14 protein-coding genes are annotated in these 15,074 nt (G+C 39.9%); 1 reads left to right on the plus strand and 13 read right to left on the minus strand.

Annotation, left to right across the window (positions count from 1 at the left end; all coding sequences use genetic code 11):
- Both RYM16_RS01500 and RYM16_RS01505 read right to left on the minus strand, forming a co-directional pair.
- A partial coding sequence (locus tag RYM16_RS01500) for a transporter substrate-binding domain-containing protein (protein WP_314981906.1) occupies positions 1-246 on the minus strand: 246 nt, incomplete at its 3' end.
- Positions 247-528: 282 nt separating this feature from the next.
- Positions 529-2,463 carry an OPT family oligopeptide transporter gene (locus RYM16_RS01505; RefSeq protein WP_314981908.1) on the minus strand — a complete coding sequence of 645 codons (1,935 nt, stop codon included), beginning with the start codon at positions 2,461-2,463 and terminating at the stop codon, positions 529-531.
- Positions 2,464-2,710: 247 nt separating this feature from the next.
- On the opposite strand from RYM16_RS01505, the gene pepT reads away from it, so the two are divergent.
- Complete coding sequence (gene pepT, locus RYM16_RS01510; protein ID WP_314981910.1) at positions 2,711-3,934, plus strand: peptidase T; 1,224 nt, start codon at positions 2,711-2,713, stop codon at positions 3,932-3,934.
- A gap of 186 nt (positions 3,935-4,120) precedes the next feature.
- On the opposite strand, the gene RYM16_RS01515 is transcribed toward pepT, so the two are convergent.
- From RYM16_RS01515 to RYM16_RS01565, 11 genes are all read right to left on the minus strand, one after another.
- Entirely contained in the window at positions 4,121-5,371 is a 1,251-nt protein-coding gene (locus RYM16_RS01515) for an MFS transporter (protein ID WP_314981912.1), read from the minus strand.
- Between the two features lie 274 nt (positions 5,372-5,645).
- Positions 5,646-6,239 carry a DNA glycosylase gene (locus RYM16_RS01520; protein ID WP_314981914.1) on the minus strand — a complete coding sequence of 198 codons (594 nt, stop codon included), beginning with the start codon at positions 6,237-6,239 and terminating at the stop codon, positions 5,646-5,648.
- 145 nt (positions 6,240-6,384) lie between these two features.
- The gene (locus RYM16_RS01525) at positions 6,385-7,323 is read right to left on the minus strand and encodes a hypothetical protein (RefSeq protein WP_314981916.1); all 939 of its coding nucleotides are present in this window, start codon (positions 7,321-7,323) and stop codon (positions 6,385-6,387) included.
- 54 nt (positions 7,324-7,377) lie between these two features.
- Complete coding sequence (locus tag RYM16_RS01530) at positions 7,378-8,109, minus strand: sortase (RefSeq protein ID WP_314981918.1); 732 nt, start codon at positions 8,107-8,109, stop codon at positions 7,378-7,380.
- Positions 8,110-8,356: 247 nt separating this feature from the next.
- The gene (locus RYM16_RS01535) at positions 8,357-8,959 is read right to left on the minus strand and encodes a hypothetical protein (RefSeq protein WP_314981919.1); all 603 of its coding nucleotides are present in this window, start codon (positions 8,957-8,959) and stop codon (positions 8,357-8,359) included.
- Between the two features lie 8 nt (positions 8,960-8,967).
- Entirely contained in the window at positions 8,968-9,924 is a 957-nt protein-coding gene (gene floA / locus RYM16_RS01540) for a flotillin-like protein FloA (RefSeq protein ID WP_105090174.1), read from the minus strand.
- 36 nt (positions 9,925-9,960) lie between these two features.
- The gene (locus RYM16_RS01545; RefSeq protein WP_314981921.1) at positions 9,961-10,425 is read right to left on the minus strand and encodes an NfeD family protein; all 465 of its coding nucleotides are present in this window, start codon (positions 10,423-10,425) and stop codon (positions 9,961-9,963) included.
- A 200-nt stretch (positions 10,426-10,625) separates the two neighbouring features.
- Positions 10,626-11,909, minus strand: coding sequence for a uracil permease (gene uraA, locus RYM16_RS01550; RefSeq protein ID WP_105081451.1), 1,284 nt, complete (start codon positions 11,907-11,909; stop codon positions 10,626-10,628).
- Positions 11,910-12,019: 110 nt separating this feature from the next.
- Positions 12,020-13,363, minus strand: coding sequence for a putative peptidoglycan glycosyltransferase FtsW (locus RYM16_RS01555; protein WP_314981924.1), 1,344 nt, complete (start codon positions 13,361-13,363; stop codon positions 12,020-12,022).
- 1 nt (position 13,364) lies between these two features.
- Entirely contained in the window at positions 13,365-14,024 is a 660-nt protein-coding gene (gene trmB, locus RYM16_RS01560) for a tRNA (guanosine(46)-N7)-methyltransferase TrmB (RefSeq protein ID WP_314981925.1), read from the minus strand.
- 162 nt (positions 14,025-14,186) lie between these two features.
- A complete protein-coding gene (locus RYM16_RS01565) occupies positions 14,187-14,873 on the minus strand; it encodes a carboxymuconolactone decarboxylase family protein (RefSeq protein ID WP_314981927.1) in 687 nt (228 codons plus the stop codon).
- Positions 14,874-15,074: the final 201 nt, after the last annotated feature.

The raw sequence follows: 15,074 nt of genomic DNA on the forward strand, positions 1-15,074 counted from the left end.
ATCAAAGTTCAAGTTTTGAATATCCGCTTCAATACCCTCTTCTTTTGCAATAGCATTGATAATATCGATATCAAAACCTGCTAACTTGCCACTATCTTTATCTTTAAAGCCAAATGGTGCATAGGTCGCATCAGTACCGACACGCCATGTCTTTTGACTCGTAACTGTATTGCCACAACCAGCGATAAACAAGCTACTAGCAATGGTGAAAGCTCCTAACAGAGCTGCGATTTTCTTAAATTTCATAATTGCCCCTACTTAACCCTGTTTACTTAGAAACAGAAGTTCTCTTTAATCAACTATTATATCTATACTTACATTATATGAACATAATAAAAATAATACCTCTAGAGGTATTATATTATTATGATAACATTCGATATAGTTAAGGTCAATTATTCCAATCATATAAATAGGTTTTAATTCACATAGTTTTTAGTTATATCAAAGAAGTTTTATACCTATATAAAAAAACCGCCTTCACCAAGCCCTGATAAAACTTGGTAAAGGCGGTAATTATTACGCTTTTTATGCTTTTTTAGCTTTTACGTACATAGCTACTTTGTACAAGAATACACAAAGTAATAAGTACATTACGATACTGAGGTATGTTGCTTCTGGAGTTTCAACCCAAGCTTCTGCAAATACATCAATACCTACAATGCGGAGCACCGCACTGAACAAGGAACCAATAGCGCCACCAGCTACGAGACCGGAAGCAATTGTACTACCTTGAGCGAAGCGAAGATCTGCCAACGCTTTATCTTTTGTACTATTTTGTACGAAGTATGCAATCAAACCACCGATAAGTAATGGTGTGTTGATTTCCATTGGTAAGTAAGTACCCAAAGCAAATGCCAAAGGTGGAACTTTTATCATCCACAAGATAATAGCGAATAATGCACCTGCCATGTATAAAGGCCATTGAGCACTACCACCCGTCATCAAAGGTTCAATGATAGCAGCCATAGCGTTTGCTTGTGGTGCATTTAATGCATGGTCTCCTACAAAGCCGTATGCGTCGTTCAAGAGAATCATAACGCCTACAGAAAGGACTGCACAAAGAATAGTACCAACGATTTGCCATTGTTCCATTTTCTTAGGTGTAGCACCTGTCATATGAGCTACTTTAAGCTCAGACATGAAGTTACCAGCCATACCGATAGTTGTACCGATGAAGGATGCCATCATTAGGACTGCAATCATGCCTACTTTACCAGTCATACCTGCAGCTGTTAAGCATACAGCGGAGATGATAATCATGAAGATTGTCATGCCAGATACTGGTTCTGTACCTGTATAAGCAATGGAGCTGATACCTACTACAGATAATAAGAAGGACATAATTAGAACGATTAAGAATGCTACGATTGTTTGGGAGAAGCTTTCAGCATACATAAAGTGGAAATATGCTGCAAATAGCACTGTACATAACAAAATACCAGCGCCAATCCAAGATGTAGGAATATCGCGTTGTGTACGAAGTAAATGAACATCAGTTGTTTTAGAGCTAAAGATATCAAGCACCGCATTTTTAACAACGCTTGCTACAACTTTAGACATATTGAGTAGACCGATAATACCTGCCATAGCGAGCATACCGATACCAATATGACGAACATAATCAAGGAATACCTTACGAATCGGAGCCTCTGCTAAAGGAACAGCTTGACCGCCAATTTGCATGATATGTTCAGGCGCTAAATAGTACACGATTGGAATACATACAAACCAAGAGAAGAAGGAACCTGCTGCGATAATCGCTGCATAGCGAAGACCTGTAAAGTAACCAAGACCAAGTAATGCTGCGTCAGTATCTACGGCTGCAGTCAATTTAGTTTGATCAGCAAGAGCCGCGCCCCATTTAAAGGTAGTAGTACGAATAACCTCTTCCCACCAACCTAAGCTATTAAGAATAAAGTCATACACGAGAGCAATGAGACCAGAACCAAGCATGAGTTTTGCTTTGCTACCTTCATTACTCATCAATACTTCTGCGGCTGCACGACCACTTGGGAACGGATACACATAGTGCATTTCCTCAACGAAGTAGCGACGGAACATAACGCATAATAAAACACCTAAAACGCCACCAAGGATGATAGGAATCGCCATTTGCACAAAGGATACATCCGTAACATTCCAAATGTATAGAGCTGGCAAGAAGAACATAGCGCCCGCTAATGTGTTCGTACTAGAACTAGCGATAGCCTGAATGTGAACCGTTTCAGCAAAAGCATTTTGCCGTTTCAAGATAACTGCTGTACCCATTGCAAGTACAGATACTGGTGCAAAGGCATCTACTGTTTGACCAATCTTCAAACATAGATAACCTACGGCCAGTGTAAAAATTGCCGCATAGAATAGGCCCCAGAATACTACATATGAGTTAATCTCTACGTAATCCTTCTTAGGATCCAAGACCGGTTCTACGGGCGGAATTGAACGAGTTTCGTCCGACATAGTAAAACCTCCTAACATAAAAAAGTACAAACGTATAACTATTCACCTTTATACTAACATGGTACTATGCATGGTTCAATGGTTTTCTCTGCATTATGCGAATAAAATATCGCTTCATCTATAAATAATTATTTTGCAATTTTATCGCCCCTGTTCTACAATGAAAGTAAATTAAGAATCTCTATATGTAACAGTATTGAATACTGCCATGTATAACAGGTATGTTTACTTACGAGGAGGCTTTATTATGGAATCAATGGTTGAACGTTTTGTCCGCTACACAAGTATAAACACACGATCTAATGAGGAAAGCACTACTATTCCTAGTACGCAATCACAAGTAGATTTTGCAACGAACGTACTCGTTCCCGATTTAAAAGCAATCGGCTTGGACGAAGTTATTTACAATCGTGAAAACGGCTTTGTCATCGGTACACTCAATGCTAATACAGACGAAAAAGCCCCTGCTATCGGCTTCATTGCTCATATGGACACAGCTGATTACAACGCAGAAAACATCAAACCTCGCATCGTAGAAAACTACGATGGCGGCGACATTTGCCTTAACGAAGAACATCAAATCTACACACGTCGTGCAGACTTCCCTAATCTAAAAAATTACATTGGTAAATCCTTAGTCGTAACAGATGGCCTTACTTTACTCGGTGGTGATGATAAAGCTGGCATCTGCGAAATTATGGAAGCCCTCGCCTACCTCGTAGCTCATCCAGAAATCAAACACGGCAAAATCATGTGTGCCTTCGGTCCAGACGAAGAAATCGGTACTGGTGCAGATCACTTTGATGTTAAACAATTCCCTGTAGACTATGCTTACACTATCGATGGTGAAAGCCTCGGTCAGCTTGAATACGAAACATTTAATGCTGCTGGCGGCACCGTTACATTAAAAGGTGTATCGGTTCACACAGGCACTGCCAAAGGCATCATGATTAACTGTGCTAAACTAGCAATGCAATTCGATGCTTTACTACCAGGTGCTGCTGTTCCTGAACACACTTGTGGACGCCAAGGTTTCTTCATGCTTATGAGTATGGAAACCCAAGTAGACACCGGTAAAATGAATTACATCATTCGCGATCACGATAAAGAATTATTTGAAGCGAAAAAAGCATTCTTCTTACAAGCAGGTCAAACATTAAACGACATTTATGGCCGCGAAGTATGTGAAGTATCTGTAAAAGACCAATATTACAACATGTACGATGTCATCAAAGACAATATGGAATGCGTTAACGTAGCTAAAGCAGCTATGGAAAAAGCAGGCATCACGCCTCTTTGCGACCCTATCCGCGGAGGTACAGATGGTTCTAAAATTTCCTTCATGGGCATCCCTACCCCTAATATCTTTACAGGCGTAGAAAACCTACATGGTCGACATGAATTCGCATGTATTGATGACATGAAAAAAGCTGTTGAAGTTATCGTAAACATCGTTAATATTGAGAAATAATAGGTTACGATGTAACTTCTCATGCACCTATACTACTAGATGGTATTTAAAAGGATATTTAAATACTAAACTAGTAGTATAGAATACAATGGAATACTAAGATACCTTAACAATAAAAAGTACTATACGAGATATCTCGTATAGTACTTTTTATATGTTATGTGATTATAAGTAATATAGCTAATGTTATGCTAATTTTCCATTACGTTTACGATTTCTAATTTGTTCTTCTTCAGCGCGAGCTTTCAAAGAAAGATCTTTTTCAGTACCTACATAACGGCCATAGAGGAAATAATAAGCAACGAATGCAAGAAGTGCTACTACAACAGTAACATGGAACATACTTGTATAACCTACTTCCTCTTTAATAGCACCTAAAATGTATGGGCCAAAACCTAAGCCCATATCTAAGGCAATGAAGTATGTAGATGTGGCAACACCAATGCGGTGAACAGGAACGATTTTAACAGTTACTGCTTGACCGTTTGACATAAATGTACCGTAACCAAGACCAACAAATACAGCAGATAAGAGTATAAGCCATGTAGAGTGAGCGATAGACAACAAGAAAATACCAAGTGCTAAAGATATGAAGCAAGGGTAAAGAACGAAGTTTTCCCCTTTCATATCAAATACAATACCAAGTAATGGTCTTGTTATGGTAATAACTACAGCATATACAACGAAGAAGAATGTACCTGCTAAGATAAGGTTTAAATCTTTTGTATAAGCGGCCATAAAACCGATAACACCAGAGTATGCAAAACCTACTAGTATAGAAACAAGACTAATAGAATTCATACGTGGTTCGATATAATCGGAAATTTTAATGCCTTTATGTTCTTCAGAATCAATATCGAGCTTAGGTTCATTAAATTTCATGATAACGGAACCAATACCACAAAGAATGATAAGAGCAACACAGAAGGCGATGATAAAGTCATAGCCAAGGCTATGAAGCATCAAAATACCTAAAAACGGACCTACTGCAGCGGCAAGAGATGTAGACAAACCATAGTAGTTAATCCCTTCACCACGACGTGACATTGGAATAATAGCGGCTACGATTGTACTTGTAGCTGTAGATGTAATACCGTAAGCAAAACCATTTAAGAAACGAACACTGTCGAGCATCAATAAATTAGGTGTGTAGAAGTACATAGCTGTGGAAATTAAGTAAATCAACAAACCTAAGTACAACATCTTACGACAGCCTAAGATACTAATAAACCGCCCTGCTAACAAACGAGCAACAACAGTACCAATAATATAAATACCAACGGCCAAGCCAGCTTGACTTGCTGTGGCATGAAGATTATCCTTTGCTACTACCGCAATAATAACGATTAATAAATAGTAAATCAAAAATACTAAGAAATTAATCAAAGTATCGAGGACAAAGGATTTTGTCCATAAGGCATCTTTAGCCTTATTCATAATATCAACTCCATTTTCTAAAATGATTGTCAACCAATCTGTAACAACGGTTAATTATAGACCTCTCATTTCAAAAAACAAGAATTAAAATGTTATATACCTTATAAATATTTTTTATAACAATCAATGTAATGTAATATCATTTCTAATATTAACCATTTTTAAAACTCATATAAATTTACGATAACAAAACACCTTTAACAGTTAGTAGCGAGTTCAAAAGACTCAACTTCAACCATTAAAGGTGTTATTCTAAGATGTATTTAATTTTAATCTATTTAGTTTTTAAACCACAAGCCTTAAAGAAATTTTTATAGGCTTCAGCCTTTTTGGCAAGGCTTAATGGATATGCACGAGAGGTAGATGGCAATCGTGTTAACGTCAATTCACGACCGTTAAACACAAAGGGAATTGTCTCCCCTGTTTTAGGTAGTTTAACCTTTTCTGGCAAAAGACTTAACAAAATTTCTGTGGCCTTACCACCGGTGGTACCAATATGTTTACAGTATGGAATTCGGTCCAATACCTCTGCAAGCGGTACAGGTTCAACAACCTTAAGAAATGCATCCGATGCATTGCCCTTTTCGCGTATAGCTTTCAAAACAGTAGGACAAGAAGCAATCCCCGCTTCAGATAAGAACGCTTTGATCTTATCCGCATCAAAGGCTTTTTCCTCACCTTTTCTAAAGTGTTCCTTATCGTCAAAGAATACTAAGCCATACACACGCCACATATCATTTTGAAAGTTAGGATAATGAAATTCCATAGAACGCTTTTCGGAAGTTGGTGGGAATGTCCCCATCATCATGACCGTCGTATTCTTTGGTAAGAATGGCGGAAATGGTCTCGTTTCAATTGTTTCTGCCACAGAGCATCAACTCCTTTCACAATCTAGTATGTACTCAACTTTCACCATAACAAATGAACTATGTCACAGTTGATAACAAATGAATCAGATCACTGCTGGCGAATTTAATCCATCCTATAAACGACTAACACTCAAATACTAACCATTATTGACCAATTGGCTGAGATACCAATGTATTAATATGGTCAAAGCCTATTGGTGTTGGAGATACGAGGTACAAGCATACTACTGCAGCCACGGCAAAGCCAATCGCTAAGTAGGAGAAGCTGCCATTGCGAGGGAATTCATATAAGCCAAAGAGGCGAATACCTACAGCAGCACCGATAGCGGTAATCAAAGAAGGAATAGAGAAAATATTGTAGAAGCCAAATACTACCATGAGACCTGCATAACCACCTACTACAGTAATCATAGGCAACATGCGATCCATAGGATTTGGAATGGAACGGGTAAGAGCAGCTGGATAGTAAGATGCCTCTACACCAAACATACCTAAGAACAGATTAAAGTCAGCCCAAATAGTTTCCCAAGGACCTCTAAAGGCATCTCGATGATTGCCTGCGTACCAAGCAAAGCCTGTAATGATTAAAATCGCCAAGCCCGCACAGATGAAGTAGTAGTCACCAGGAATTTTAGGACCTGCATAAGCGCCTACCGCTGTGACTACAGCACTCAAGATAGATGTGACCACGACACGGTGTAAACGAGGTCGTTTATTTTCAGGAATGCGTTTATATACCGTAGCTAGCAATTCTAATACGAAGCAGGCCATAAAAATGGCAATACCTGCTGCAGGTACAAAGAATGCAGCAACTAAGCTCAAAATAAAGGGAATGCACAAGCGCCATTTCGGGAATAACACAAGGTCTTTATAATCCAAGCGAACATCTTGTGTTTCCATAGTAAAGTTGTTGTACACTACAAAGAGCAACATAAAGGCGATTACATCAACGGCAGTAGCACCCCAAATTAGTAATGTAGGCACTATAACCATCGACAAAGCGACACCAGAGACGCGAGATAAACCAGCAGCCGCTAAGCCCAGTAATAAAAACGGTATTAAAGCAGAAATAATTTCAAACATAATAATCCTCCCATCATTGTATAAATTTAAGTATATAGTATCTACTACACTACATCAAGGAGAGATATATTTTTTCATAGCTAATCGCTTTCGTACCGCGGTGGCAGAACAGCCCATGACCTGTGCAATCTTAGCCACTCCATAGCCTTGCGCGCGGAGATTTTTAATCTTATTTTCGTCTAAATCTAGAGTATTGGTTCGTATTTCTATACCTCGGTCGCGCAAATACATTGCCACTGTAGAGCCACGAACGCCATAGGCCAAACCGATATCATCGGTGCTCATGTGGTGCTGCATATATAAATATGCCATCTCCTCTACTCGTTGAGACTTACGAGCCTTAGTTGTCATAGAGATACCCATATGTCGCAACACATGGTGCACCTTCCAACGAGATACGCCATACATTCGAGCAATAGCATCTGTACTATTCCCACTTTTATAGGCCCTACAAATGCGCACTACATCTAGAGATACATTTTTACTCGATCGCTGACAAGCCAAACCATATTCTCTCATTCGGCTTGCCATGGTCGTGGTGGACACATCATACCGCTTTGCCAAGGAATGCAGGGACCACTTCCCCGTCTCATACAAGGCCTGTACGTGAACCATATTAATTTCCTTTTTAAGAGGCCGCCGCTCAATATCGTACGCTTTCATACGGCGCATAATAGTATCTACACTGCACTGAAAATAGTCTGCCACATCGCGAACACTCCACTGCTTCTCTACATATAATTGCTCTAATAACTGTTTTGGTATAACGCGCACATTACGATACATAACATCACCTTTCCTTATGGACGAACTCCCTTCCCTATTATTGTGAAAGTTCCATCAAGAAAAGACAATACAAAAAAGGTTCCTAATAGTCACATAGGTGACCAATAGGAACCTCTTTCAATATGTAATTATATGCACCGCATACGATAGGTGTAATTCTAGTTGCTATCACAATATCTGTGCACAAACCATCAATATATCTATGTACTAACTAATTACCAGTCCATTTATTATACTGATATTTTAACTAGCGATATCTTCGCTCAAGGGCTTTAGGCTTACCTAAAATAATAGACCACTTCATCCCCTCTTTTAGAGCATGATTAGATTTACGACTGCGAGTCGAGGTTACAGCTGGAGCAGTTATAACGCCCACCTTTTCAACAAGGACACGACCCTCTTTAGATGCTTTATCTCGTTTAAACTCGGCTAATCGCTCATTTAGAGGAGCCTCTGTAACAGTCTCACGATCTAAGCGAGTCGTATTCTTCGTATAGCTTGATGAGCTACTAGGGCGTTTCTTAGGTAAAACCTCAAGATCTTGTTGAGTTGCTGTAGCAGGTGTAGACACATCATCTTTCGGACGATTTTCAAATGATGTGTTATCTACTTTAATAATTGAGTCCTGCGATGAAGGTTCTTCAACCTTCCGTTCTATGGAGATGCCGTATTCGCGCTCCATATCCTCCCAAGTCATTCCGGAACTTGAACTTTCATAGCTTTCATACTCATCAGACTCTTCCGTATTCTTGCCTCTTATAATAGAAAAAGCAACATAGGCGATGATACCTAAAACAATGATAGGGTTATGCGAAAAGACGGATAGCACTGTAGACAAAATAGAGTCCATAGCTACTCCTATTCACTATCTGCTAAGTTTTCACGCATTTTAGTGTCTGCAATAATATTGTTCATATTGTAGTAATCCATAACGCCAAGATTACCGTTTCTGAAAGCTTCTGCCAATGCTTTAGGTACTTCAGCTTGTGCTTCCACAACCTTAGCTTGCATATCTTGTGTTTTTGCACGCATTTCTTGTTCTGTCGCAACAGCCATGGCACGGCGTTCTTCCGCACGAGCTTGAGCGATTTTCTTATCCGCTTCTGCTTGGTCAGTTTGCAATTGAGCACCAATGTTGCGCCCCACATCTACGTCAGCAATATCAATGGATAAGATTTCAAATGCAGTACCCGCATCAAGACCTTTACCCAATACAGTACGAGAGATGTGATCTGGATTTTCTAGTACATCTGTATGCTCTTCAGAAGAACCTACAGTTGTTACAATACCTTCACCAACACGGGCGATAATAGTAGCTTCACCAGCACCACCAACGAGGCGGTCAATATTAGCACGTACAGTTACACGAGCACGAACCTTGAGTTCGATACCATTTTTTGCTACTGCAGAGATAATTGGTGTTTCAATCACTTTAGGATTAACGGACATTTGAACCGCTTCCAATACATCGCGACCTGCAAGGTCGATAGCTGCAGAACGTTCAAATGTCAAAGGAATAGATGCGCGCTCAGCGGCAATCAATGCATCTACGACGCGGTCAACGTCACCACCTGCAAGGTAATGCGCTTCTAGCTGATTTACGTTTACATCAAGGCCTGCTTTATTGGCTTTGATCAAAGGCATTACGATTTGGGATGGATTTACACGGCGCAAGCGCATACCTACGAGTGTGAAGATACCTACATTAACGCCTGCTGCAAGAGCAGATACCCAAAGGCCTAATGGCACAATATACAAGAACACCATAATCCCAATCAGTAGAATGGGAATCAAAATTAAAATACCTACATCCATAATAACCTCCATTATATACGACGATGTGGTGAAAGCTTAATCGCGCTTTCTAACAATATTGCGGCCGCCTACAACACGCAGTACCACAATCGGTGAACCGGCATCGATGAAGTCCCCTTCGGTTACAACATCTACCAAATTACCATCAATTTTAGCAATACCTGCAGGGCGCAGTGTAGTATGAGCTACCCCCTCTTTACCAGCCAAGTCCTCTAATACATCATTAGATACATAGCCAGCCTTGGTCGTAGACCGTTGCCCTAAGGTAAATAATTTGCCTATCCAAGTCTTTTCAAAGTGATTAAAGAACACGATGATAAGGACAATTAGTAAGGCCGTCAATCCTAGTACTGCATACAGCGCTACCGTTCCTTCTCCAAGAGCTACAAAAACGCCCCAAAGAAATGCACAATAACCGATGAGCCCTAAAATACCGCCCTGTACAACGAGTTCTACCGCCATCAGGGCGATCCCTATAGCCATCCAAATTAAAAACTCCATAGGCCCTCCTCTCTATAATTAATTTTATACAACTTATATACTCATTATACAATATTAAAAATAATTTATAAAGATAATTAATAAAAACGACTACTTTCACAGATATACATCTGCTCTAGTAGTCGTTTATTATAAGGAGTAAAAACAAATTAGGCTTATAAACGCAACGATTTATATGGTAGCCTCACTAGCAACTTGAATTATACTTCAGTATTTTTCAATTGGTCATTACCAACGCCTGTTTTTTGAAGAATTAACAACGTAATGCTCATCGCCATACCTACTACAGTGGCAAGGCCCATACCTTTTAATACTACAGGACCTACCGCAAGTTCTGCACCGCTAAGACCTACAACGAGGATAACAGATGTAAGAATCATGTTAACAGGGTTTGTGTAGTCTACTTTACGTTCTACTAACATGCGCAAACCAGATGCTGCGATGATACCGAACAAGAGAATGGATACGCCACCCATAACTGGTACGGGAATAGCATGGATCAGAGCTGCAACCTTACCTACGAAGGAAACAATCATCGCTAGAACTGCAGCACCACCGATTACCCATACGCTGAAGCAACGAGTGATAGCAAGTACACCTATATTTTCACCGTATGTCGTATTTGGTGTAGCACCAAAGAACCCTGAAAGGATATTAGCGAGGCCATCACCGAGCAAGGAACGTTGTAAGCCTGGCTCTTTCATCAAGTCTTTAGCAACGATGTTACTAGTTACAACCAAGTGACCAACGTGCTCTGCAAATACTACGAAGAGAGCTGGCATAATCATGATGATTGCATTGATATCGAATACAGGCATACCGTAGAATTGCGGCAAAGAGAACCATGGCGCGGCTTCTACACTAGAGAAATCAACAACGCCCATGAAGGCAGACAAGATATATCCGGAAACAACGCCAATCAAAACAGGGATTACAGCTAAGAAGCCACGGAACACAACAGTACCAAGCAAGGTAACAACCAAGGAAAACATTGAGATAAAAATAGCTTGACTGTGGCTCATGCCTAAATCTTGAGTACCAATAAGGCCAGACATACTCATCGCTACTGGCGCTAATTCCAAACCGATAATAGCTACGATAGCCCCCATCGCTGCTGGAGGGAATAACTTATCGATCCAACGAGTACCAATATAACGAACAAGAATAGATAAAATCACAAAGGAAAGACCAAATATAACGAAGGCACCCTTTGCAGCTTCATAGCCAAGACCTGCAGATAATACGCCTGCTACAGGAGCAATGAAAGCAAAGCTAGATCCGAGATATGCAGGGATTTTACCTTTACAAACAAATAAATACAGTAATGTACCGATACCATTCATAAATAAAGCTGTTGCCGGATCTACTTTTAACAAATATGGTACCAATACAGTTGAACCAAACATAGCAAATAAATGTTGGAAACTAAGTGGCAACATTCGACCCCAGGACGGGCGTTCTTGGATATCAATATAATCCTTCATTTTTTCTCCTCACACACAATACAAGTACGTTACATTGATACAGCACCTCTTAAGAGATGCTATATCAATCCACACTAAATATATTCACCTTATACTACATAAGTTAAATATCAACGTTCAGACCTAGGTCGTCTGCGAGTAGGCTTTTTAGTCTCTCTCGGTCTAAATGGACCAGGCATTTCCGTTTTTTGAGGACTCTTTGGAGCAGCCGGTTTGAATCGGCTTTGCGTTTCCTCACGTAAGGATGGTAAATCCTCAACTGTACCGACCTGCTTTACACCTTCCACATTACGACGACCAATGCTCGCTAATAAACCAATGGCCATAAAGTTCATCAATAAAGAAGAACCACCATAACTAACAAATGGTAATGGCACACCCGTTACAGGCATAATGCCACACACCATGGCGATGTTAAATAAGGCTTGACCACTAATGAGCAAGGTAATGCCCATAGCTAGCCATTTACCAAATTCATCACGGGCCTTATTGGCAATTCGGAATCCATAGTAGGTGAAAGCTGCTACCAAAATAACAACAAATACAGCCCCAAGGAACCCCATTTCTTGAGCCCACACAGCAAAAGCGAAGTCTGTATGTGCTTCTGGCAAGTAAAAGTACTTGGATGTACCTTGCATAAAGCCTTCCCCTAGAAAGCCACCAGAACCAACGGCTAACAGGCCTTGTACAGTTTGGTAACCCATATCTTGCGCATGAGGCCATGGGTCAAACCAAGACTGAATACGTTCCCACCGGTACGGCGACGAACGAGCCGCAATAAAGCCTAGTAAACCTGCTACTGCAAAGGCACCACCAAAGAATTTTCCATCAAATCCGGCTAAATAAATCAGAATAAAGGAAAATCCAAAGATTAGTATCGTTGTCCCCAAGTCAGGTTGAAAGAATGTTAACCCTGCAAATACTGCTGGCCAACTCAACATAGGAAACATATAACTGATGCGCTCACCAAAATAGCCTTTCATATTAATCAGCGGATTCGTATGTCGAGGTTTACCCCATTTTCTTAAGCTACTCAACTTAGCAGAAGTCCATATAAGAGCCGCCAATTTAGCAAACTCAGAAGGCTGTACAGATATAGGTCCGATCAAGATCCATCGACGAGCACCATTGATAACGGCACCCATGATGAGTACTAATACTAACCCAACAAGCGTAGCAACCATAATGCGTTGCAACATGTGATCCTTCTGTAATTGTCGATAGTCATAGCGGTATAAAATAATGCCTGCTGCCAATGAGATTAACAAAAAGACAATATGTTTCCAGAAATAGCCTAAAAGCCCTGTATTTTCATAAATAGAGCTGATATAGGTGGCGCTAAAGATATTAACGCTGCCAATAATAGTAATAAGCACTATAGGCAAGAGCATACCTTGTAAATCATTTCTAAAGAGTGAGCCCCACCGACTATCCCCCTTATTCGGTGTTTCCATATTAAGCCTCCTTTTGTACTTTTGGCTTAACTGCTTCTAAGCGGAAAATAGGTTGCCCTTTTTTACTAAATTTCTCTTCGTATTCAGTTTTAACATTTGGAAGATCCGTACTATGTAAATCGTACGTTACATTTTTAAGCTCCCAGCCGCACGCTTTGAATTCTTCAAGAGAGAACATAAATAAACCTTCATTATCTGTCTTAAAGTGCACTTCGCCACCATCTTTTAAGAGGCGGGCATAACGGTCTAGGAATGTGTGATATGTAAGGCGGCGTTTAGCATGTTTTGCCTTAGGCCATGGATCACAGAAGTTAATGTAGAAGCGGTCTACTTCGCCAGGCTCTACAACCTCTTCAATACCTGCAATATCAAAGAGACATACCTTAGCATTATCGCGTTCCCCTTCAAAGATTTTTTGTGCTGCGTAGTAAATAACACCAAGTTGTACTTCGAAACCTACAAAGTTAGCATCTGGATATGCTTCAGACATACCCGCAATAAAGCGGCCTTTCCCAGTACCAAGCTCCATATATAATGGACGCTCTGGATGAGCAAATAACTCACGCCATTTGCCTTTATGTTCTTCATGTCCAGACAAAATGATATGAGAGTCATATTCGTGGATAGCTTCATCAATCCACGGTTTTCTACGAAGGCGCATACTTTCTCCTTACATCTATTTCAATAATGTATTATTTATATCTATTATTACAGGTCATATACCTATCTTATTAATTATAGAAAAGGGGACCTTAAACGTCAATTACATTTCCCTCCTCTCCCCTATAAAAAAGACCTACTTCCAAAGAAGTAGGTCTATATTTTATTCAAAAATCATAGATTCTAGATTTTCAATTTGATATTTACTTAGGCCAAGCTCAGATAAACTCTTTTCAGATGCACTGAATAGATTATTTTTACCAACTCGAGTACCTAATGCTGCTGCCGCTACCAATTCACGATCTAATTTACCTAGACGAGAACGATTACGATTTTGAGGTTTAGGCTTTTTCATACGGAACGTATTATATTGAATCCCTTCCTTAGCTTCCTCAGTCTTCTGCTTTGTTAAAGCAGCCCCATTAGTGCCATTCCCCAATAAAGCACTAAGACCTGTTTGCTTAGGAACCATTTTTTCGTAATCAGCGCCAAACTCAGGACGCTCTTCACGTAATTGATCAAATGTAGCCAAAGCTGCATTCATTTGCTTCAAACCAGCAGCAGAGTAAAGTTGACGAATCGCAATACTCACCTCTTGCGGCGTCAACGTACCTCGCTCGATAGCAGAAGCAATTGTACTCTTTAATGCACCTTGATCTCCAGACGCTGTATAGCGACCAATTTCAACCAAGTCTTTTTGACGTGCATTGAGTTCTTTAGGCGTATATATGTTTATCTCAGATATAGACGGTGCCTGTTTAGAAGGCTGCTCTCCCGCCCCATTAGCCTCGAACATATAGCCACCGGCTACGATGGCCAAGGCTAATGTTAAGGTTAATACTCTTTTCACCGTCTTATAATCTCCCTTAATCATTAATACTAATTGTATAATACTGTATTAAACGAATACATTAACAACAATTTTATTCTACTGTAATACATACTGTAGATATTATTATATAATACTTCATCTATTTTTTATAGTCCTATTCGAAAAAAATCTATATTTTTTTAACAAGTTTTATATATTTATAAAATTTATAGAATCATT

Source organism: uncultured Veillonella sp., from assembly GCF_963524655.1.
Classification (GTDB): Bacteria; Bacillota; Negativicutes; order Veillonellales; family Veillonellaceae; genus Veillonella.

Coding starts and splice junctions, on each gene's coding strand:
- RYM16_RS01515 (WP_314981912.1), bottom strand. CDS start 5,371: ATGAATAAGGCTAAAGATGCCTTATGGACAAAATCCTTTGTCCTCGAT.
- RYM16_RS01555 (WP_314981924.1), bottom strand. CDS start 13,363: ATGGAAACACCGAATAAGGGGGATAGTCGGTGGGGCTCACTCTTTAGA.
- pepT (WP_314981910.1), top strand. CDS start 2,711: ATGGAATCAATGGTTGAACGTTTTGTCCGCTACACAAGTATAAACACA.
- RYM16_RS01535 (WP_314981919.1), bottom strand. CDS start 8,959: ATGGACTCTATTTTGTCTACAGTGCTATCCGTCTTTTCGCATAACCCT.
- trmB (WP_314981925.1), bottom strand. CDS start 14,024: ATGCGCCTTCGTAGAAAACCGTGGATTGATGAAGCTATCCACGAATAT.
- uraA (WP_105081451.1), bottom strand. CDS start 11,909: ATGAAGGATTATATTGATATCCAAGAACGCCCGTCCTGGGGTCGAATG.
- RYM16_RS01505 (WP_314981908.1), bottom strand. CDS start 2,463: ATGTCGGACGAAACTCGTTCAATTCCGCCCGTAGAACCGGTCTTGGAT.
- RYM16_RS01545 (WP_314981921.1), bottom strand. CDS start 10,425: ATGGAGTTTTTAATTTGGATGGCTATAGGGATCGCCCTGATGGCGGTA.
- RYM16_RS01525 (WP_314981916.1), bottom strand. CDS start 7,323: ATGTTTGAAATTATTTCTGCTTTAATACCGTTTTTATTACTGGGCTTA.
- floA (WP_105090174.1), bottom strand. CDS start 9,924: ATGGATGTAGGTATTTTAATTTTGATTCCCATTCTACTGATTGGGATT.
- RYM16_RS01530 (WP_314981918.1), bottom strand. CDS start 8,109: ATGTATCGTAATGTGCGCGTTATACCAAAACAGTTATTAGAGCAATTA.